The 20,175-nt window shown below is 72.1% G+C and carries 12 protein-coding genes and 1 pseudogene; 8 read left to right on the top strand and 5 right to left on the bottom strand.

Annotated features, from left to right (window positions below; all coding sequences use genetic code 11):
- Nucleotides 1-302: 302 nt before the first annotated feature.
- The 4 genes from pyk to ACN27J_RS08635 all read left to right on the top strand — a co-directional run bounded on the left by pyk (nt 303) and on the right by ACN27J_RS08635 (nt 4,389).
- Entirely contained in the window at nt 303-1,751 is a 1,449-nt protein-coding gene (pyk, locus tag ACN27J_RS08650; RefSeq protein ID WP_278170061.1) for a pyruvate kinase, read from the top strand.
- Nucleotides 1,748-2,629 (top strand): acyl-CoA thioesterase, encoded by an 882-nt coding sequence (locus tag ACN27J_RS08645; RefSeq protein WP_421364983.1) that lies wholly within the window; start codon nt 1,748-1,750, stop codon nt 2,627-2,629. Before pyk ends, ACN27J_RS08645 begins: the two co-directional genes overlap by 4 nt.
- 106 nt (nt 2,630-2,735) lie before the next feature.
- Nucleotides 2,736-3,197 (top strand): RrF2 family transcriptional regulator, encoded by a 462-nt coding sequence (locus ACN27J_RS08640; protein ID WP_278170058.1) that lies wholly within the window; start codon nt 2,736-2,738, stop codon nt 3,195-3,197.
- Nucleotides 3,198-3,294: 97 nt separating this feature from the next.
- Complete coding sequence (locus ACN27J_RS08635; protein ID WP_421364981.1) at nt 3,295-4,389, top strand: sulfite exporter TauE/SafE family protein; 1,095 nt, start codon at nt 3,295-3,297, stop codon at nt 4,387-4,389.
- 36 nt (nt 4,390-4,425) lie between these two features.
- On the opposite strand, the pseudogene ACN27J_RS08630 reads toward ACN27J_RS08635, so the two are convergent.
- The 4 genes and pseudogenes from ACN27J_RS08630 to ACN27J_RS08615 all read right to left on the bottom strand — a co-directional run.
- Nucleotides 4,426-5,595: pseudogene (locus ACN27J_RS08630) on the bottom strand (pyridoxal phosphate-dependent decarboxylase family protein); the annotation flags it as partial.
- 76 nt (nt 5,596-5,671) lie between these two features.
- Nucleotides 5,672-6,769 (bottom strand): LacI family DNA-binding transcriptional regulator, encoded by a 1,098-nt coding sequence (locus ACN27J_RS08625; RefSeq protein ID WP_421372159.1) that lies wholly within the window; start codon nt 6,767-6,769, stop codon nt 5,672-5,674.
- 86 nt (nt 6,770-6,855) lie between these two features.
- Complete coding sequence (locus ACN27J_RS08620; RefSeq protein WP_421364979.1) at nt 6,856-9,837, bottom strand: glycoside hydrolase family 3 C-terminal domain-containing protein; 2,982 nt, start codon at nt 9,835-9,837, stop codon at nt 6,856-6,858.
- A 351-nt stretch (nt 9,838-10,188) separates the two neighbouring features.
- Nucleotides 10,189-11,409: an ROK family protein gene (locus ACN27J_RS08615; protein ID WP_421364978.1), complete on the bottom strand. Its 1,221-nt coding sequence runs from the start codon at nt 11,407-11,409 to the stop codon at nt 10,189-10,191.
- A gap of 272 nt (nt 11,410-11,681) precedes the next feature.
- On the opposite strand from ACN27J_RS08615, the gene ACN27J_RS08610 reads away from it, so the two are divergent.
- The 3 genes from ACN27J_RS08610 to ACN27J_RS08600 are packed head-to-tail and all read left to right on the top strand — an operon-like array spanning nt 11,682 to nt 15,396.
- Nucleotides 11,682-13,364, top strand: coding sequence for an extracellular solute-binding protein (locus ACN27J_RS08610; RefSeq protein WP_421364976.1), 1,683 nt, complete (start codon nt 11,682-11,684; stop codon nt 13,362-13,364).
- Nucleotides 13,361-14,419, top strand: coding sequence for an ABC transporter permease (locus tag ACN27J_RS08605; RefSeq protein ID WP_421364974.1), 1,059 nt, complete (start codon nt 13,361-13,363; stop codon nt 14,417-14,419). The genes ACN27J_RS08610 and ACN27J_RS08605 overlap by 4 nt, the downstream gene beginning before the upstream one ends.
- The gene (locus ACN27J_RS08600; protein ID WP_421364973.1) at nt 14,416-15,396 is read left to right on the top strand and encodes a carbohydrate ABC transporter permease; all 981 of its coding nucleotides are present in this window, start codon (nt 14,416-14,418) and stop codon (nt 15,394-15,396) included. The genes ACN27J_RS08605 and ACN27J_RS08600 overlap by 4 nt, the downstream gene beginning before the upstream one ends.
- Before the next feature lie 17 nt (nt 15,397-15,413).
- On the opposite strand, the gene ACN27J_RS08595 is transcribed toward ACN27J_RS08600, so the two are convergent.
- A complete protein-coding gene (locus ACN27J_RS08595) occupies nt 15,414-17,720 on the bottom strand; it encodes a TIM-barrel domain-containing protein (protein WP_421364971.1) in 2,307 nt (768 codons plus the stop codon).
- A gap of 115 nt (nt 17,721-17,835) precedes the next feature.
- Between ACN27J_RS08595 and ACN27J_RS08590 the strand changes: the two genes are divergently transcribed.
- The gene (locus ACN27J_RS08590) at nt 17,836-20,112 is read left to right on the top strand and encodes a beta-galactosidase (protein WP_421364969.1); all 2,277 of its coding nucleotides are present in this window, start codon (nt 17,836-17,838) and stop codon (nt 20,110-20,112) included.
- The last annotated feature ends 63 nt before the right edge of the window (nt 20,113-20,175 follow it).

The raw sequence follows: 20,175 nt of genomic DNA, 5'->3' as shown, positions 1-20,175 counted from the left end.
GTTCGTGTCCGTACCCGCTGTGTCACCGTGCCACCCTCCGGTCGTGTGGTGACCAGTTAACCGGATCTATGTGACGGTTCGGCGAATGATCTCCGAACGTCCGGGCGTCGGCCGTCCGGCCGTACCGCGATGGTCAACTGGCGCGCTACCCTGAGGGCGCGGTCGTCGATGCCCGCCGGTCCACCGTCGCGGTTCCACCCACCAGTACGATGTCTCGCGGAGCGCCGAGCGCTGGTGGGCACTTCCGTTCGGACATCAGACAGGGTCGGCCGATCGGCCGGTTCAGGGGAGAGACTAGCCTCATGGGCGTGACACGCCGCGCAAAGATCGTTTGTACGCTTGGCCCCGCGACCGCGTCCCCGGAGCGTATCCGTGGGCTCGTCGAAGCGGGCATGGACGTGGCCCGGCTGAACTTCAGCCACGGCAGCCACGAGGACCACCAGCAGGTGTACCAGCTGGTCCGGGAAGCGGCCCAGGCCGCCGGCCGGGCGGTCGCCGTGCTGGCCGACCTGCAGGGCCCCAAGATCCGCCTCGGCCGGTTCGCCGACGGGCCGCACGAGTGGCGCACCGGCGACTCGGTCGTCATCACCAGCGACGACATTATCGGCAGCCGGGAGCGGGTCTCCTGCACCTACCGCAAGCTGCCCCAGGAGGTTCGCCCCGGGGACCGGCTGCTGATCGACGACGGCAAGGTTGCCGTCGAGGTCAGCGCGGTGGACGGCAACGACATCCGGGTGCTGGTCGTCGAGGGCGGGCCGGTCTCCAACAACAAGGGCATCTCGCTGCCGAACGTCGCGGTCAGCGTGCCGGCCCTGTCGGACAAGGACACCGACGACCTGCGGTTCGCGCTCGGCCTGGGCGCCGACTTCATCGCCCTGTCGTTCGTCCGGTCGCCCGAGGACATCAAGCTGGTCCACGCGATCATGGACGAGGAGGGGGTTCGCCGACCCGTCCTGGCCAAGGTCGAGAAGCCGGAGGCGGTCACCCACCTGGAGGCGATCGTCGACGCGTTCGACGGGGTGATGGTGGCCCGGGGCGACCTGGGCGTCGAGTTGCCGCTCGACGAGGTGCCGCTGGTGCAGAAGCGCGCGGTGCAACTGTGCCGGGAGAACGCCAAGCCGGTCATCGTCGCCACCCAGATGCTCGACTCGATGATCGAGAATTCGCGGCCGACCCGTGCGGAAGCCTCCGACGTTGCCAACGCGGTGCTCGACGGCACCGACGCGGTGATGCTCTCCGGCGAGACCAGCGTCGGCAAGTACCCGGTGCTCACGGTCAGCACCATGGCCAAGATCGTCACGACGACCGAGCACGGCTCGATCTCGGTGCCCCGGCTGCAGCACGACCCCCGTACCCACGGCGGTGCGCTCACCTCGGCCGCGTCGCAGATCGCCCGGGCGATCGGCGCCAAGGCGATGGTCGCCTTCACCCAGACGGGTGACACCGTGCGTCGGCTCTCCCGGCTGCAGTGCGAGCTGCCGCTGCTGGCTTTCACCCCGGTCGCCGAGGTGCGCGACCAGCTTGCCCTCTCCTGGGGGGTGGAGACCTTCCTGATGCCGTTCGTGCAGCACACCGACGACATGTTCCGCCAGGTCGACCAGGCACTGCTCGGCCTCGGCCGGGCCAATCCCGGCGAGTACGTGGTGATCGTCGCCGGCAGCCCGGTCGGCACCCCCGGCTCCACCAACACGCTGCGGGTGCACCAGCTTGGTAGCCTCGTCGACGCCGCGGCGGCCCGGGCGTTGCAGTGACCGGTGATCCGGTCGGCGGGCAGGCCGCCGTCGATCAGCTGCTCGAGGTGCTCGACCTGACCCGGACCGGGCCGTCGGCGTTTCGCGGGATGAGCCCCAAGGTGGGGCCGCAGCGGGTCTTCGGCGGCCAGGTCGCCGGTCAGGCGCTGGTCGCCGCCGGGCGGACCGTCGACCCGCAGCGGCTGGTGCACTCGCTGCACGGCTACTTCGTCCGCCCCGGCGACGGTGCCGAGCCGATCGACTACGAGGTGGAGAACATCCGCGACGGCCGGTCCTTCTCGGTCCGCCGCTCGGTGGCGTACCAGCACGGCAAGCCGATCTTCTTCATGTCGGCGTCGTTTCACCGGCCCGAGGACGGACTGGACCACCAGGCCCCGCAGCCACCGGACGTCCCGCCGCCGGAGGCGGTGCCGACGATGGTGGAGCGGCTCGCCCGCTATCCGGAGCGGCTCGGTGTCTGGGCGGTGATCCCCCGGCCGATGGACGTGCGGTACGTCGGCGAACCGGGTCTGGTCGCCCCCGGGGACCGGCCGGCCGACCCGTACCAGCGGGTCTGGATCCGCGCCGACGGCAAGCTGCCCGACGATCCGCTGCTGCACGCCTGCGTACTCACCTACGCCTCCGACCTGACCTTGCTCGACTCGGTGCTGTCCGTGCACGGCGAGGTCTGGGGTCCGGGCGGGGTGATCGGGGCCAGCCTGGACCACGCGTTGTGGTTCCACCGGCCGTTCCGGGCCGACGAATGGTTCCTCTACGACTGCTGGAGTCCGTCGGCCGCCGGCGGGCGCGGGCTGGCCACCGGTCGGATGTTCACCCGCGACGGCCGGCACATCGCCAGCGCCGTACAGGAAGGACTGGTCCGGCGGGTCGGCGGGTGACCGGGCCGACTGCCCGGCCGGTGCTCGGGCGGCCGTGATCAAGGTAGATGACCGACGTCGCGGTCGGCCGGTCCGATAATGGAAACAGTGCCGTAACCTGAGAGGTATGCGTCTCTCTGCCCGGGTCGACTACGCGCTGCGGGCCGCCGCCGAGCTGGCGGTCGCGGCTGCGGCGTCGGCGCGGGTCGTGTTGACCGCCGAGCAGGTCGCCCGGGCTCAGGGCATCCCGCCGAAGTTCCTCGAGGGCATCCTGCTGCAGCTGCGCCGGGCCGGCGTGGTGCAGGCCCAGCGCGGCCCGGACGGCGGCTACTGGCTGGCCCGCCCCGCCGAGCAGATCAGCCTCGCGGAGCTCATCCGGGTCATCGACGGCCCGCTCGCCCACGTGCGGGGGCACCGGCCGGAGGAGCTCGGCTACCAGGGTGCGGCGGTCGCGCTGCAGGACGTCTGGATCGCGTTGCGGGCCAGCGAGCGGGAGATCCTCGAGTCGGTCACCGTCGCCGACGTCGCCACCGGCAAACTCCCCGAGCGGATCCGGGATCTCGCGGCCAACCCACGCGCCTGGACCTGACCGGCCGCGACCGACTTCGTCGGCGTGCTTGACAACAGCACCGGCCACCCGCATTCTCTACTAAGTCGATAGGTTTGCTATCTCAAGTAGGTGTGCTGTGCGAAAGCTGCTGGTACTCGCCCTCGTCGGACTGCTCGCTCAACTGGTGGACGGCGCGCTGGGAATGGCGTACGGAGTCACCTCGACCACCCTGCTGCTGCTCGCCGGAATCGCCCCGGCCTCGGCGAGCGCCTCGGTGCACCTGGCGGAGATCGGCACCACGCTCGCCTCCGGCACCGCGCACTGGCGGTTCGGCAACGTCGACTGGCGGGTCGTCGGCCGGATCGCCGTACCTGGCGCGGTCGGTGCCTTCGCCGGTGCCACCGTCCTCAGCTCCGTCTCGACCGAGGCCGCCGGGCCGTGGATGGCCGGGATCCTGCTGGCCCTCGGGGTGTACCTGCTGATCCGCTTCGCCCGGCCGATCCCATCCCGGCGGGTCAGCCGACCCCTGCGCAGCCGGTTCCTCACCCCGCTCGGGCTGACCGCCGGCTTCATCGACGCCACCGGAGGCGGCGGGTGGGGCCCGGTCGCCACCCCGTCGCTGCTGGTCTCCGGGCGGATGGAGCCGCGCAAGGTGATCGGCTCGGTGGACACCTCGGAGTTCCTCGTCGCGGCGGCGGCCAGCGCCGGCTTCCTGATCGGGCTCGGCGGCCAGGGCTTCGTCCTGCCCGTCGTCGCGGCGCTGCTGGTCGGTGGCCTGCTCGCCGCCCCGCTGGCCGCCTACCTGGTGCGGATCGTGCCGGCACAACTGCTCGGCGCCGCGGTCGGCGGTCTCATCGTGCTGACCAACGCCCGGTCGCTGATGCGCGCCGTCGAGGTGCCCCCGGCCCCGAGGTTCACCGGGTACGCGGTGATCGTCGCCGGCTGGGCGCTGGCCCTCGGACTGGCCGTCCGGGTGCTGCGCGCGGCCCGCCGTGACCAGCGGCGGTCAGCGCTGGTCGGCGAGCAGCCCGGCGGCGGTGTCCGCGATCAGCTCCCAGGCGGCGGCGACGTGCCGTCGCTCGGTACGCGGCGCGCCGACGGCCAGCCGCAAGGTGAACCGGCCCGCCACCCGGGTGTGGGTCAGCAGCACCGAGCCGCTGGCGTTCACCCCGGCCAGCAGGGCGGAGTTGACCTCGTCGGGCTGGTCGCGCAACCGGAAACAGACCAGTGAGAACGGCCCCGGCGTGACGAGCTCGAACCGGTCGTCGGCGCGTACCTGGTCGGCGAACCAGGCCGCGTGCGTCACCGCCGAACGGATGTGCGCCCGCAGCCCCTGTGCGCCGTACCAGCGCAGCACGAACCACAGCTTCAACGCCCGGAACCGACGACCGAGCGGCACCTGCCAGTCCCGGTAGTCGATCACCGTGCCCGCGTCGCTGAGCGCATTGCACAGGTACTCCGGCATCACCGTCAACGCCTCGACCAGCTCGGCCCGGTCCGCCACCCAGAACGCGTCGCAGTCGAACCCGGTCAGCAGCCACTTGTGCGGGTCGAAGCAGTACGAGTCGGCCCGCTCCAGCCCGGCGTGCGTCCAGCGCAGCTCCGGGCAGACCGCCGCCGCGCCGGCGTACGCGGCGTCCACGTGCAGCCACACCCCGTACTCGGCGCAGATCGCGCCGATCTCTTCGACGGGGTCGATGGCGGTGGTCGAGGTGGTGCCCACGGTGGCGACCACGATCGCCGGTCGCCGCCCGGCGGCCAGGTCGGCATCGAGGGCGCGGCGCAACGCGTCCGGCCGCATCGCCAGCGTCACCGGATCGACGTCGATCAGCCGTACACCCTGATCACCGACCCCGGCGATCCGGGCCGCCTTCTCGATCGACGAATGGCCCTCGGTCGAGGTGTAGACGGTGTAGCCGGCGGCGGTGCCCGCCGTGCGCCAGGTGCCGCCGCTCGCCCGGTGCAGCGCCACCAGGGTGGCCACCAGCGTCGCCGACGACGCCGAGTCCTGGATGACGCCACCACCGGTGGACCCCGACCGGAACCGGTGCGGCAGGTCCAGCAGCTGGGCCAGCCAGTCGAGCAGCACGGTCTCCACCTCGGTGCAGGCCGGACTGGTGGCCCAGAGCATGCCCTGGACGCCGAGGCCGGCGCTGACCAGGTCGCCGAGCACGCTCGGGGCCGAGGTGTTGGCCGGAAAGTAGCCGAAGAAGCCGGGGTGCTGCCAGTGGGTGAGCCCGCCGACGACCACCCGGTCCAGGTCGGTGAGGATCCGGTCGAACGGCTCGCCGTGCTCCGGCGGCGTCACCGGCAGCGCCCGGGCCACCGTACCGGGCGGATCCGACGGCCGTACCGGATGTTTCTCCAGGGTCTGCCAGTAGTCGGCGATCCAGTCGACCACCGCGTGCCCGGCCCGGCGGAACTCGTCCGCCGACATGTGCCCGCCGGCCGTGGTGTCTGCGCCGGGCGTGGTGCCCGGAGCGGATGCGTCGCCTGCCATGCGGTCGAGTTGATCAGGAATCGGTACGGCGGGCAAGCGCCACCATCGTCTCCGGCCCGGTGCCTGCGACGGCGGTGTCTCCGGCCTCGGCGCCCGGCAGCGCGGCGGCGGGGCCGGGGCCGGTGCTGGCCCGGACGGTCAACCGTGGGTCGAGCAGCGTGGCGGCCGGCACCGCGTCGCCCTGGACCTTGCGCATCAGCAGGCTGACCGCCTGCCGGCCGACCTCCTCGGCCGGAATCAGCACCGAGGTCAGCGCCGGACCGGACCGCTCGGCGACCTCGTCCGGGCAGATCGCCACCACCGAGATGTCGTCGGGGACCCGTCGACCCAGGGTCGGCAACGCGGCCAGCACGTGCCCGACCGCCGCCTCGTTGTGCACCACCAGCGCGGTGAGCCCCGGGTGCCGGTGCAGCAGCCCGGCCAGTTCGCGGCGTACCGCGTCGTAGTTCTCCTCGCACGGCTGGGCGACCGCCGTGACGCCGCAGCGGGCCGCCGTCTCGGTGAAGCCGGCCCGGGTCCGGTGGGCGAAGCCGGTTTCCCGTTCGTAGACCACCGCCGGGGCTCCGAGCAGGGCGAGCTGCCGGTGGCCGAGCGTGACGAGATGTTCGACGCAGGCCTCGCCGGCCCGGTAGAAGTCCAGGTCGACGCAGGTCAGACCGGCGGACTCGGCCGGGAAACCGATCAGCACGCTGGGCCGTTCGAGTTCACGCAGCAGGGGTACGCGTGGGTCGTGCATCTCCACGTCCATGACCACGATGCCGTCGACCATGGCGCTGACCGCGATCCGGCGCAGCCCGGCCGGCCCTTCGTCGGCGGTGACCAGCAGTACGTCGTGGTCGAACTGCCGGGCGGTGGTGACCACGCTGGTGGCGAACTGCATCAGCACCGGCAGGTGCATCCCGGAGCGCAGCGGCAGCACCAGCGCGATCACGTTCGCCCGGCGGCTGGCCAGCGCTCGGGCGCCGGCATGCGGGTGGTAGCCGAGGGCGTGGATGCTGGCCAGTACGCGTTCCCGGGTGGTCGCCGAGATCGCCCGCTTGCCGCTGAGCACATAGGACACCGTGCTGACCGCGACGCCGGCGTGCCGGGCCACGTCGGCGATCGTCACCATGTCGGCCCGCTTCCCGGCCCGGTCCCGCGCCGGGCCCGCCCCGGCGGGGTCCGGCCCGGCGCCGGTCGGCTGTGACGGAGTTGACACTAGGCTCCTCCATCCATGTCCCTGGCCGGACCGTCAGTGGCGGTCCCGGCAAAACTCAGGTAGCTCACCGTAGCGCCTGCCGTACTGAAAAGCAGATACAGGTCTCGGGTTCCGGACAGTCCGTGCAGCTCCGCCCGTACCTCGGCCCAGTCGTCGCGGCCGCCGGTCGCCGGTACCGGAAGCGTACCGGCGACCGGGCCGGCCAGCGGATCGTCCAGCCGCAGGGTGACCGTCGACCCGTCCGCCGCCCGGCCGACGGCACCGGGGTCGGCCCCGGCCCCCTCCCGGGGCGGCCGGTGCGCGACGCGGGCGGTGACCGCGGTGGGTCCGGAGTCGAAGTCGACGTCGGTGAACGCGATCCAACCGCCGTCCTCCGCCGCGCCCACCGCGTCCCGACCCTCGGGATGGTCGGCCGGTGCCGTGCCGGCGTAGTCGTCGTTGTCAGCGGCCCACAACGGCCCGGCCAGCGGATCGCGGGGCCCGATCCGTTCACCCCGTACGGTCAGGGTGGCGGTCGCCACCAGATCGGCGCTGGACCGGCCGACCGACACGGTGTGCCGGGCGCTCTCCACCACCGGCCGGTCCCGGGTGACGTCCCAGGTCGCCAGGTCGGCGGCGGCGAGGCGGAACCGGAGCGTGGTCTGCGCCCCCGCCGCGAGGCTGATCTTGCGGAAGGCACGCAGCTGGCGCAGTGGCTGCTTGACCCGGGAGTGCCGCTGGCGGGTGTAGAGCTGCACCACCTCGGTCCCGGCCCGCGCCCCGCTGTTGCGCACCGTGACGCTGACCTCGACCCTGCCGTCGGCACCCACCTCGGTGGCCGACAACCGCAGGTCGCGGTAGTCGAACCAGGTGTAGCTCAGGCCGTGGCCGAACGGGTACAGCGGTTCCCCCCGGAAGTAGAGGTAGGTCGCGTCCGAGGCGATCACGTCGTAGTCGAACAGGTCGGGCAGGTCTGCGGTACGCCGGTACCAGGTCTGGGTGAGCCGGCCGCCCGGATCGGCGTCCCCGCAGAGCACCTCGGCCAGCCCGGTGCCGTACTCCTGACCGCCGTGCGCGGACCAGACAATCGCCGGGACGTGCCGGTCGGCCCACTCCACCGCGTACGGGTAGCTGCTGGCCAGCACCAGCACGGTGCGCGGATTCGCGGCCCGGACCGCCCGCAGCAGCGCCGCCTGGGCGGCGGGTAGCGCCAGGTCGACCCGGTCCTCGGTCTCCCGCCCGCACACCATCGGATGGTTGCCGAGCACCACCACCGCCACGTCGGCGTCGCGGGCCAGTGCTGCCGCCTCCCGGGCGCCATCGGTGACCATTTCGACGGCGAACCTGGTGGCGGTGTCGACGCTGGCGGCCTCGGCCCGCGCCAGCCCGTCCGGGCCGACGGTGACGTAGCGGTCCCGGGCCAGGTGGTGCAGTGCCGTGCGGCCGTCGGCGGCGCGGACCAGCCGGAAGGTCTCGTTGACCACCCACCCTCCCGGGCCGGACCGGTCGTTGACCAGCACCCCGTCGTCGCGGGCGGCCAGGTAGCGGCCGTTGGCGACGCTGCGCAGCGCGACCACCCCGTCGCCCCAGTCGAACACGTCGAAGCAGCACTGCGGCGCCGCCTCCGGCGCGGCGGCGCGCGGCGGTCCGCCCGCCGTGCTGTCGGCCCGCAGCGGTCCACCGGCGGCCGCGCCGCTGGCCTGCAGGTAGGTCGCCGCGGTGCCGAGCCGCAACGCGATCCGGTCCACTCCCTCGTGGTGGGTCACGGCCGCCGTCGGCAGCCGCGCGGTCAGCCCGGCGCGGGCGGTGACCGCGTACGGCATCGATCCGGCGTACCAGTCGGTGTGGAGGGTGTCGGCGAGCGGGCCGACCACCGCGACCCGCCGGATCCGGTCCGGGTCCAGCGGCAGCACCGGGTCGGATCCGGACTCCGTCGGTGCGTTGCGCAGCAGCACCACCGACTCGCGTACCGCGATCCGGGCCAGGTCCTGGTGGGCCGGGCAGTTGATCACATCGGTGCCGGTCGTCGCGAACGGGTTGCGTTCGGGTGGATCCAGCTCGCCGAGCCGGATCCGGACGGAGAGGATCCGGCGGACCGCGCGGTCGATGTCCGGTTCGGTGAGCAGCCCGCGCGCCACCGCCTCGGTGATCCGCGCGACGGTCGGCAGCGAGTCGGTGTCGTCCTCGGTGAAGCTGTCGATCCCGGCGCGCAGCGCCGCCGCGTAGCCGGTGACGTGGTCCGGGTGGTAGCCCTGGGCGCCGGCGATGTTGGTGGCCGCCCCCGCGTCGCCGACGACCAGGACATCGTTGTCGGTCCACCGGCGCAGTTGTTCGTCGATCAGCGGGCTCAGGTGCGCCGGCCGTCCGTTGACCAGGTTGTAAGAGGCCATCACCGCGACTGCGGCACCGGCGGCGATCGGGGCGCGGAACGCCGGTAGTTCGTACTCGTGCAGTACCCGGGGCGGCAGGTTGCTGCTGGTGGTGGCCCGGTCGGTCTCGTTGTTGTAGCCGAGGAAGTGTTTCAGGGTCGGCGCGGTCCGCAGGTAGTAGGGATGGTCGCCGCGCAGTCCGCTGGCGTATCCGGTGGCCAGCACCCCGGTCAGCCAGGGGTCCTCGGCGTAGCCCTCCTCGTTGCGGCCCCACCGTGGATCCCGCAGCGGGTTGACCACCGGCGCCCACACGTTCAGGCCGACGCCGACGGGGTCTTTGTGGTGGAACGCGCGTACCTCGTCGCCGACCGCTTCGCCGATCCGCCGCAGCAGGTCCGGGTCCCAGCTGGAGCCCAGCCCGAGCGCCTGCGGGAAGACGGTCGCCGGGCCGAGCCACGCCACCCCGTGCAGCGCCTCGGTCCCGGTGCGGAAGCCGGTCAGGCCGAGTCGGGGCACCGGGGGCTGATGCTGGTGCAGCAGGGCGATCTTCTCGTCGAGGGTGAGCCGGCGGAGCAGATCGGTGACCCGGGCGGCCACGGGTTGGTCGGGGTCGCGGAACGTGCTGTCGCTCATAACGTGGATCGCCTTCCGGGATCGGCAAGGGCACCCGTGTGGGTCGCCGCGGCGGTGCGGGCACCGCCGCGGTCACCGGATCACGGGCAGGCGTCGGTACGCGGTGGAGGTTGGCCGCCAGCCCGGGAAGCGCTGGCTCGAAGCGCTTCGACGACCGTCCCAAAAACGCTCCACTGTCGACACGATTTCAGCCGTGTTAACCGTGGAGCCCTTTGAGGTTGACATCCATCAGTACGGACGGTCAAGGGGCTGCCCGCCACAAATTGATGTCAGCCGCCGTCGCCGTCCCCGGCCGCCGCCCCGGGCCACCGCAGTGGCCGCTGGTCAGCCGGGCGGCGGCCGCCGGTGCGGTCAGCCGGCCGGGCGGACCGGCATCCGGCCGTTGTCGATCGCGGCGATCGCCCGGGCCGCGCCGCCGATCGCCGCCGCGCCGCCGGCCAGATCGGAGGCCGCCAGCCGGGTGCCGCCGGCCGCCGGAGCCACCGTACGGTCGGCGAGCTGCTGCCGGGCCGCCGGCAGCAGCCACTGGGCGAGCGGGACGTAGTAACCGCCGAGCAGCACCACCTCGGGGTTGATCAGGTTGGCCAGGATGGACACCCCGGTCCCGAGGTGCCGGCCGACCTCGGCGAGCGCGTCGAGAGCCGCCGGATCGCTGGCGCGCGCCGCCGCCCGTACCCGGTCGATCTCCGGTGCGAAGTCGGTGACCGGCCCGTCGACCTCGGCGTCCGGCAGCACCCGGCGGATCAGCGCCGGTACGGCGGCCAACGCCTCCAGGCAGCCGTTCGCGCCGCAGCGGCACGGCGGACCCTGCGGATCCAGCTGAATGTGACCGACCTCGCCGGTGAACCCCCGCGCGCCGTGCAGCAGCCGCCCGTCCACCACCAGCCCCGCGCCGATGCCGGCACCGCCGGTCAGATGCACCAGGTTCGCGGTGCCGGCGTACGGCCCGTGCCGGTGCTCGGCGAGCGCGGCCAGCTGGGCGTCGTTGTCCACCACCACCTCGTACGCCGGCCCGCGCAGCGCCCGGACCAGATCGGCGTGCAGGTCGACGTCGCGCCAGCCCAGTTCGGGGGAGAGGCTGACCCGGCCCTGCTGGTCGACCAGGCCGGGCACCCCGACGGTGAGCCCGAGCACCTGCCGCCCCTGCCGGGTCACCCGGTTCACCGCCCGGCCGGCCAGTGCGGCCACCGTGCTGGCCGCCTTGCCCGGGGTGGCGGCCAGCCCGGTGAAGGCGCGTCGCCAGGACAGCAGCTCACCGCCGGCCAGGTCGAGCGCGACCGCGGTCAGGTGGTCGGCGCTGATCTCGATGCCGATCGCGGCGTACGCGTCGCCGTCGACGACCAGCATGGTGGCCGGGCGACCGATGCGGTGTTCGGTGAGGCCGGTCTCCCGGACCAGGCGGCGGTCGATCAGATCGGCGACCAGGCTGGAGACGGTGGCCTTGTTGAGCCCGGTGGCACCGGCGATGTCCGCCCGGGAGCAGGGCGCGTTGGCCCGGACGTAGCGCAGCACGACCGCGAGGTTGGTGGCGCGTACGTCGGTCAGGTCCGCTGGCTGCGGGCCGCTCCGCATGGTGATCACGTTACGCCCCGGGTCCCGGCCGGGTGGCTCGGGCCGGATGCCCGGCGGGCCGGCGTGTCGCGGCGGTCGCCGCGGGGTGGGCCGCCACCGGCGGTTCGCGTCATGTCGGCCTCCCTTGTGGCACCTGTCACCGTCGGCTACTTTGTTTAGTCAGCAGACGAACTAACTCTAGCGTGCAAACCGTACCCCCACACCCCCATTTCGAGCTGGTTCGTCCCACCGTCGCCGGGATGCCTGGCTCGCCGATACGAAGGGAGCGCGCCGTGGATCGATTCCTCGCGGGCGCGGCCACCAATCGACGTCGATTCCTGGGCCTGGTCGGCCTGGGTGCCACCGCGATGGCCGGTGGCGGTTTTCTATCCGGCTGCAGCCGGCCGGCCGGCACCCAGGGCACGGCGACCGACGTCGACGCGGTCAGCGCGGTTCTGCCCAGATACCAGCCGGTCGAGCTGATCACCCCGGACATCGCCGGGGTACGCCCGATCGCCGACGGCTACCTGACGTACCCGACCGACCTGGTCAGGGCGGTCACCGAGACGCCCGGCAGCAGCGGTGAACCGCTCACCGCGATGACTCCCTGGTGGGGGCCGACCCCGCCCGGCATCGACCGCAACGCCTACCTGCAGGCGGTCAACGAGCGGCTCGGCGTGCCGATCGACTTCAGCGTCCAGGATGGCAACACCTACGCCGACAAGCTGAGCGCCATCCTCGGTGCCCGCGACGTGCCGGACCTGCTCTGCGCCCCGAACTGGGAAATCGACAAGATCCCGCGGTTCTCCGACGCGGTGTCGGCGCTGTTCGAGGACCTGACCGACCACCTCGCCGGTGACGCCGCGCTGGCCTACCCGCACCTGGCCAGCTTCCCGACCGGGGCCTGGCAGTACGCCGTCTGGGGCGGCCGGCTGGCGGCGGTGCCCTGGCCGACCGACGGCCCGTTCCCGTACGCGCTGTTCTACCGCAAGGACCTCACCGACGCCGCCGGCGTGCAGGCCCCGAAGAACATCGAGGAGCTCTACGAGTTCGGCAAGGCGATGACCGATCCGGCCAACGGCGTCTGGGCCTTCGGCTCGATCTTCAACATGGTGCAGATGTTCTACGGTGTGCCCGGCTCGCAGGGCGGCTGGCGGCGCACCGACGGCGGCGGTCTGGAGTTCAAGTACGAGACCGAGGAGTATCGCGAGGCCCTGGAGTTCACCACCAAGCTGTTCGCCGAAGGGCTGGTGCACCCGGACATCGTGGAGAGTAGCGGAGCCGCCGACGCCAAGCAGCTGTTCAACAGCGGCAAGATGATCTGCTACGAGGACGGCGTCGGCGCCTGGCGCGGGATGTACTCGGAGCAGCGGCAGATCACCCCGACGTTCGACATGCGGCCGGTGCCGATCTTCTCCGCCGACGGGCAGAGCACCCCGGTCGCCTGGGGCGAGGAAAAGCCGATCTTCTACACGTTCATCAAGAAGGGGCTGGGCAAGGAGCGCGTCGAGGAGATCCTGCGGGTGCTCAACTGGTGCGCCGCGCCGCTCGGCACCGAGGAGTACCACCTGCGCCAGTACGGCGTCGTCGACCAGCACCACACGGTCAGCGCCGATGGCAGCCCGGAGCTGACCGAGCTGGGCCGGCAGGAGATCGCCGACCAGTACACCTTCATCGTCGGGCGTTACCCGACCATCGTGCAGACCGCCGACGTCCCCGGCTTCGTCGAGGCCCTGCTCAGCTACTCCAACGAGACGGTGAAGTATCTGGAGCCGAACCCGTGGGCCGGGATCAAGTTCGAGCTGCCGGCCAACCTGTCGCGGGTGCAGCAGCCGACCGAGGACAAGATCCTCGACGTGCTGCGTGGTCGGCGGCCGACCAGCGACCTCGAGCAGATCACGCAGGAGTGGCGCAGCGGCGGCGGTGACGAGGGGCGCGACTTCTTCCGCAAGGCGCTCGAAGACAACGATCGATGACCTCGGTCGAGACGTCCGTGACCGCCGGATCCGGCGACGACCGGAGCCGGCGGTCGCCGGACCAGCCCACCCCGGACGGCAACCGCCGGTCACGCCGTACCCCGGATGGTCGGCGCACCCGCCGACGGACGGTGCCGCTGCGGGCCCGGCTGCGCCGCGACTGGCCGCTGCTGCTCATGGCCGCGCCGGCCGCGCTGCTGCTGCTGGTCTTCCACTACCTGCCCACCCTGGGCAACGTGATCGCCTTCCAGGACTACAACCCGTGGGTCGGCGACAACGCGTTCGAGGCGTTCGTCTACAGCGAGTGGATCGGGTTCGGCAACTTCGAGACCCTGTTCCGTGACCCGGCGTTCTGGGACGCGGTGGTCAACACCCTGACCATCACCGCGTTCCAGCTGGTCTTCTTCTTCCCGCTGCCGATCCTGTTGGCGATCCTGCTGCACAGCATCCTGTCGACCCGGGTGCGCGGGTTCATCCAGAGCGTCGTCTACCTGCCGCACTTCTTCAGCTGGGTGCTGGTGGTCACCTTCTTCATGCAGATGCTCGGCGGGGCCGGCCTGCTCGCCCAGCGGATGCGCGACGCCGGGCTCGACCCGCTCAACGTGATGGGCAACCCGGACACGTTCATCGTGCTGGTCACCGCAGAGTCGGTGTGGAAGGACGTCGGCTGGGGCGCGATCATCTTCCTGGCCGCGCTCAGCGCCATCGATCAGAACCTCTACGAGGCGGCGGCGGCCGACGGCGCCGGACGCTGGCGGCGGCTGTGGCACATCACCCTGCCCGGGCTGCGTCCGGTCATCATTCTGCTGCTGATTCTGCGGCTCGGTGACGCGCTCACCGTCGGGTTCGAGCAGTTCATTCTGCAACGTGAGGCGGTCGGCCGGCAGGCCGCCGAAGTGCTCGACACCTACGTCTACTACCAGGCGATCATCCCGCAGCAGTGGGGGATGGGTGCCGCCGCCGGCCTGTTCAAGGGCGTCATCGGGCTGGTGCTGATCATCGCCGCGAACAAGTTCGCCCACCGCCTCGGCGAGCAGGGAGTGTATTCCAGGTGAGCATCGCACGTACGCTGACCGCCGGGCGGCGACCCCGGCTCGACCCGGTGAACCAGCCGCCCCGCCGGCGGCGCCCCGGCGTCGGCCGGCCGGTCTGGGAAGAGCCACCGAGCCCGGTCGGCCAGGGCGTCAAAGGGCTCGTCCTCGCCGCGATGGTGCTGGCCGTGATCTTCCCGCTGTGGTCGGTCCTGGTGACCAGCCTCGCGTCACGGGAGACCATCAACGCCACCGGCGGCATGGTGGTCATCCCCCGGGAGATCGACCTGTCGGCGTACGTGAACATCTTCGCCGGCGGTCAGATCAGCCGGGCAGTGTGGGTCAGCACCCTGGTCACCGTCGGCGGCACGACGTTCAGCCTGGTGCTGACGGTGCTGGCGGCGTACGGACTGTCCCGCAAGGACTCGGTCGCGCACCGTCCGCTGCTGTTCCTGTTCCTGCTCACCTTCCTGATCTACCCCGGCATGGTGCCGAGCTACCTGGTGGTGACCGGGCTGGGCCTGAAGAACAGCCTGTGGGCGCTGATCCTGCCCACCGCGATCAGCGTGTTCAACCTGGTGGTGATCCGGGCGTTCTTCATGAACGTGCCGGCCGAGCTGATCGACGCGGCCCGCATCGACGGCGCCGGGGAGTTCCGGATCCTGTGGCGGATCATGCTGCCGCTGTCCCGGGCGGTGATCGCCGTCGTCGGCCTGTTCTACGCCGTCGGCTACTGGAACGCGTACTTCAACGCGGTGCTCTACATCGACGACAACGACAAGTGGCCGATCCAGCGGGTGCTGCAGAGCTACATCCTGGCCGGCCAGTCGCCGTCGGTCACCGGCGCGCCGGTGAACATCCCCGGGGTCACCGCGTACCCGCCGACCCTGGCGGTCAAGATGGCGGTGGTGGTGATCACCGTACTGCCGGCGGTGGTGATCTTCCCGTTCGTGCAGCGGCACTTCACCAAGGGCGTCATCACCGGCGCGATCAAGGGTTGACCGGCCGGCACCGCTGGTCAGAGCGGTACGCCGCCGAGCAGCACAGTGGCCGGTGGCTCGGTGCCGGTCACCGCGACGACCTCGACCCGGCGGACCGGCAGCGGCCCGTCGACGTCGACCCGCAACGTGTCGCCGTCGCGTACCGCCCGGACCGTGGTGTCGCCGTCGACGTCGCAGACCACCGTCTCGGCGCTGACGCCGCCCCAGCTGACCAGGGTCACGTCGGTGAACGGGCCGTCGCCGACGATGTCCCGGGGCTCCGTCGTCGGGATCAGCGCGCCGTGCCGGACGAACAACGGGATCCGGTCCAGCGGCGTCTCGACCGGCAGATGCCGTCCGCCTACATGGGTCCGGCCGGTCCAGTGGTCGACCCAGTCACCGGCCGGCAGGTAGACGTGCCGCCGCCCGTCCGCATTGATCATCGGCGCGACCAGCAGGTCGGTGCCGAGCCGGTACTCCAGTTCGGCACCCCAGGCGGCCGGGTCGTCCGGCGAGTCGACCAGCAGCGCCCGCATCATCGGGGCACCGGTGCGGGCGGCGGTGACCGCCGCCGAGTAGAGGTAGGGCATCAGCCGGTAACGCAGCCGGATCGCCTCGACCGCGTCGCGCGCGGCGTCGTCGGGAAAGTCCCACGGCAGCCGGCTGGTGGTGCCGTGGAAGCGCACCAGCGGCGAGAACGCCCCGAACTGCGCCCACCGCACGTACAGGTCGGGGGTCGGGGTGCCGTGGAAGCCGCCGGCGTCGTGACTCCAGAACGGTACGCCGGACAGGCCGTGCGACAGCCCGCCGCGCAGTGTGCTGGCCATCCCCGGGTACGTGGCGTTGACGTCGCCGCTCCACTGGGCCGGATGCCGCTGCCCGCCGAGGAACGACGACCGGGCCCACACCATGCCGTGCCCGGCGACCTCCTGGGTGACCGCCGCGACCGCGTCGTTGAACAGCAGCGTGTAGACGTTGTGCAGCTCGACGCCGGTCATCCCGTTGTGCGCCACCGCGTCGGCCGGCACCCCTTCGGCGAAGTCGGTCTTGAACACCATCGCGCCCTGCCGCAGCAGGTCGCGCAGCAGACCGGTGAACCACTCGGTAGCCGCCGGGTTGGTGAAGTCGACGATCCCGCAGACCGGGTAGGAGCCGTGCCAGACGTCGGCGATGTAGGTGGAGCCGTCCGGGCGGCGCAGGAAGTAGCCGGCCGCGTCGGCCTGCGCGAAGACCGGGCTGCCGGTCATGATGTACGGGTTCATCCAGAGGCTCACCTTGAACCCCTGCTCGGCGAGGGCGGCCAGCATGCCGGCCGGGTCGGGGAAGTTGGTGGCGTCCCAGGCCAGGTCGGACCAGGCGCCGTCGGCCTGCCAGTAGCAGTCCAGGTGCAGCACGTCGCACGGGATGCCGTCGGCACGGATCCGTCGGGCCCGATCCAGGACCTTCTCCTGGCTGTCCACGAAGAAGCCGGACGAGATCCAGGTGCCGAACGCCCACTTCGGCGGCAGCACCGGTCGACCGGTCAGCCGGTCGTAGCGGTCCAGGATCTCGGCGGGGGTGGGGCCGGCGATCACGTAGTAGTCGATCAGGTCGTCCGGCACCAGGATCTGCACGCAGCTGTGCGTGGAGGAGCAGATGTCGAACTCCACCGGCATGCCGCTGTCGACCAGCACCCCGTAGCCACGGTCGGACAGGTACAGCGGGACGTTCTTGTGCGACCGGTCCGACTCGCTGCCGAAGGCGTCGAAGTTCCACATCAGCGCCCGCTGGCCGCGCTTGTCCAGCCGGGTGAACTTCTCGCCGAGCCCGACGAAGCGTTCGTCGCCGGGCGCGTCGAAGCTCTCGTGGTACGCGGCGACGGAGCCGTCGACCAGGGACCGGCCGAACGGCAGGGTGCGCAGTCGGCCGCTGATGTCGCGCTCGCCCCGGTTCTGGTTGAGCAGCACCCGACCCTGCCGGTCGAGGAACCGCAGATGCCACGGGTCGAGCCGCAGCTCGGCGACGACCGTTCCGGCGTCGACGCGTACCGTGTCGCCGTCCACTGTGACCACAGCCGGGTACGGGCGCGGATCGACCAGCGGCAGCGCCCGGGCCGACCGGCTGCGGGCGTCGGGCGTCGCGCTCAGCCGGACCCGGATCACCCCCTCCCCGGCGGCGCTGACCGCGACCGTCAGCGTCTCACCGTCGGCGGTGCTGCCCTTGCCGGTGATCCCGGCCGCATCGGTGCCCAGCAACTCGGCGCGGACCAGCGCGGACAAGCCCTCCTCGCCGGGCGCGCGGACCGGCAGGTCGGGCGGGTCGGCCACGAATGTCTCATGGGGGACCAGGGGCGGACGGTACGGCATGGGCTCTCCTCGTCGGTCCGGGGCTCGACGCTCCCTGGTGGAACCAGTGGCCTGGGGGCGACTAAATTAGTTTCTTTGGTAATCCAACAAACTGTCAACGTCGGAGGGAGCGCCGATGCGCTGGCCGAAAGGACTCGACGGGCTCTGCTACGGCGGGGACTACAACCCCGAGCAGTGGCCGGAGACGACCTGGGTCGAGGACGTCGAGCTGATGCGTCGCGCCCGGGTCAACCTGGTCACCGTCGGGGTGTTCGCCTGGTCCCGGCTGGAACCGCACCCCGGCGAGTACACCGTCGACTGGCTCGACCGGGCACTCGACCTGCTGCACCAGGGCGGGATCCGGGTCGTCCTGGCCACCCCGACCGCCTCGCCGCCGCCGTGGTTCTCCCTCGCCCACCCCGACGCGCTGCCGGTCACCGCCGACGGGGTACGGCTGCGGCACGGCAGCCGGGACACGTACTGCGCGGCCGCCCCCGCGTACCGCGTCGCGGCCCGGCGCATCGCCGCGATGCTCGCCGAACGCTACCGCGACCACCCGGCGCTGGCGATGTGGCACGTGCACAACGAGTACGGCACGGTCTGCCACTGCCCGCACGCGGCCGACGCGTTCCGGCGGTGGCTGCGACAGCGCTACGGTGACCTGGACCGGCTCAACGAGGCGTGGACCGGTGCGTTCTGGAGCCAGTGCTACTCCGACTGGACGCAGATCGACCCGCCGCGCGCCACCCAGTACCTGACCAACCCGACGCAGGTGCTGGACTTCCGCCGGTTCTGGTCCGACGAACTGCTCGCCGCCTACCGCGACCAGCGCGACCTGCTCCGCGAACACACGCCGGACGTGCCGATCACCACCAACTATGTGTTCGGTGACTGGGTCCCGGTGGACCACGCCCGGTGGGCGCGGGAGGTCGACCTGATCGCCGTCGATCACTATCCGACCGAGACCGACGGCCGGGCCGAGGAACAGACCGCGCTCGCCGCTGACCTCGCCCGGTCCTGGTCACGCCCGGTCACCGGGGACGGGTCACCGCCATCGGCCGGCCGGCACCGGCCCTGGCTGCTGATGGAGAGCGCGCCCAACCTGATCTACCGGTACGCCGAGGGGACCGCCTACGCCAAGGAGCCCGGCCGGATGCTGCGGCACAGCATCGCCCACGTGGCACGCGGCTCCCGGGGCGCGATGTTCTTCCAGTGGCGGGCGCCGCGCGGCGGTGCCGAGCTGTTCCACTCGGCGATGGTGCCGCACGCCGGCGCCGACTCCCGGACGTTCCGGTCGGCGGTACAGCTCGGCGAGGCGCTGCGGCTGCTCGCCGCGACCGACACCGCCGCGGTGACGGCCCGGGCCGCGATCGGCTGGGACGCCGCCAGCGGGTGGGCGCTGCAGCATCCCGGGCTGCCGTCGGGGCACATCTCGTACGCCGACGAGGTGGCCGCCGCGCACCGGGCGCTGTGGCGGTGCGGGATCACCACCGACTTCGTCTGCCCGGCGGCCGGACCACTGGACCTGACCGGCTACCGGATCCTGGTGCTGCCTGCGCTGTACCTGATGGACGACGCCGTCGCGAACACCCTCGCCGACTGGGTACGGGCCGGCGGTCAACTGGTGGTCAGCTACCTGTCCGGGGTCGCCGACCCCGACGCCCGGGTCCGGCTGGGCGGGTATCCGGGTGCCCTGCGTGAGCTGCTCGGCGTCCGCAGCGAGGAGTTCCTGCCGCTCGGTCCGGACGGCACCGCGCCGCTGTCCGGCGGGCGCATCGGACGGCTGTGGCGGGAACGGGTCGAGGCCCGCGGGGCCGAACCGGTGCTCAACTACGTCGATGGCGTGCTGGCTGGTCAGCCGGCGGTGACCCGTCGGTCGGTCGGTGCCGGGGCCGCCTGGTACCTGTCCACCAGGCTGGACGACGACGGCTACCGGGAACTGCTGGCGGTGGTCGCCGCCGAGGCCGGGGTGGCACCGGTGCTGCCCGCCGCGCCCGCCGGGGTGGAGGCGGTACGCCGGGTGGACGGCACCACCCGGTGGCTGTTCCTGTTCAACCATGGCCGGGAGGAAGCGGTGGTGGCGGCCACCGGTGAGGTGCTGGTCTCCGGTGGCGTCCTGCCGTCCGGGGAGATCATGGTGGCCAGCGACGTCCTGCCCGCCGGTGAGGTCCTGCTGGCGGTCGGTGCCGGCTCGGCCGATTCCGGCCGGTCGACCGGCCGATGGCCGGTCGGCTCGGCTGGTGTCACCGGCACACCGGGTCGCGGCCGGGGCGCTCGTCGGGTCCGGGTGCCAGCGGGCGGGCTGCTGGTGCTGCGGGAGCCGGACCAACCGGTGGGTGACCGCAGCCGCCGGCACGGACCCCGCCGGGCTCCGATGGACATCGACATTGATCGAGGAAAGCGATTGCCCTAGCATTGGCCTGCACGGGAGCCGACCGACGACCGCCGCACCGCGGTCGACCGATCCAGCGCAGCG

The sequence above is a fragment of the Solwaraspora sp. WMMB762 genome, assembly GCF_049179115.1.
Lineage (GTDB): Bacteria > Actinomycetota > Actinomycetes > Mycobacteriales > Micromonosporaceae > Micromonospora_E.
This window is presented reverse-complemented; position numbering and strand designations above follow the sequence as displayed.

Bases quoted from the DNA above. Each gene is read 5' to 3' on its own strand.
- pyk (WP_278170061.1), top strand. From the start codon at position 303: ATGGGCGTGACACGCCGCGCAAAGATCGTTTGTACGCTTGGCCCCGCG.
- ACN27J_RS08640 (WP_278170058.1), top strand. From the start codon at position 2,736: ATGCGTCTCTCTGCCCGGGTCGACTACGCGCTGCGGGCCGCCGCCGAG.
- ACN27J_RS08605 (WP_421364974.1), top strand. From the start codon at position 13,361: ATGACCTCGGTCGAGACGTCCGTGACCGCCGGATCCGGCGACGACCGG.
- ACN27J_RS08595 (WP_421364971.1), bottom strand. From the start codon at position 17,720: ATGCCGTACCGTCCGCCCCTGGTCCCCCATGAGACATTCGTGGCCGAC.
- ACN27J_RS08625 (WP_421372159.1), bottom strand. From the start codon at position 6,769: ATGGTGACGATCGCCGACGTGGCCCGGCACGCCGGCGTCGCGGTCAGC.
- ACN27J_RS08615 (WP_421364978.1), bottom strand. From the start codon at position 11,409: ATGCGGAGCGGCCCGCAGCCAGCGGACCTGACCGACGTACGCGCCACC.
- ACN27J_RS08590 (WP_421364969.1), top strand. From the start codon at position 17,836: ATGCGCTGGCCGAAAGGACTCGACGGGCTCTGCTACGGCGGGGACTAC.
- ACN27J_RS08620 (WP_421364979.1), bottom strand. From the start codon at position 9,837: ATGAGCGACAGCACGTTCCGCGACCCCGACCAACCCGTGGCCGCCCGG.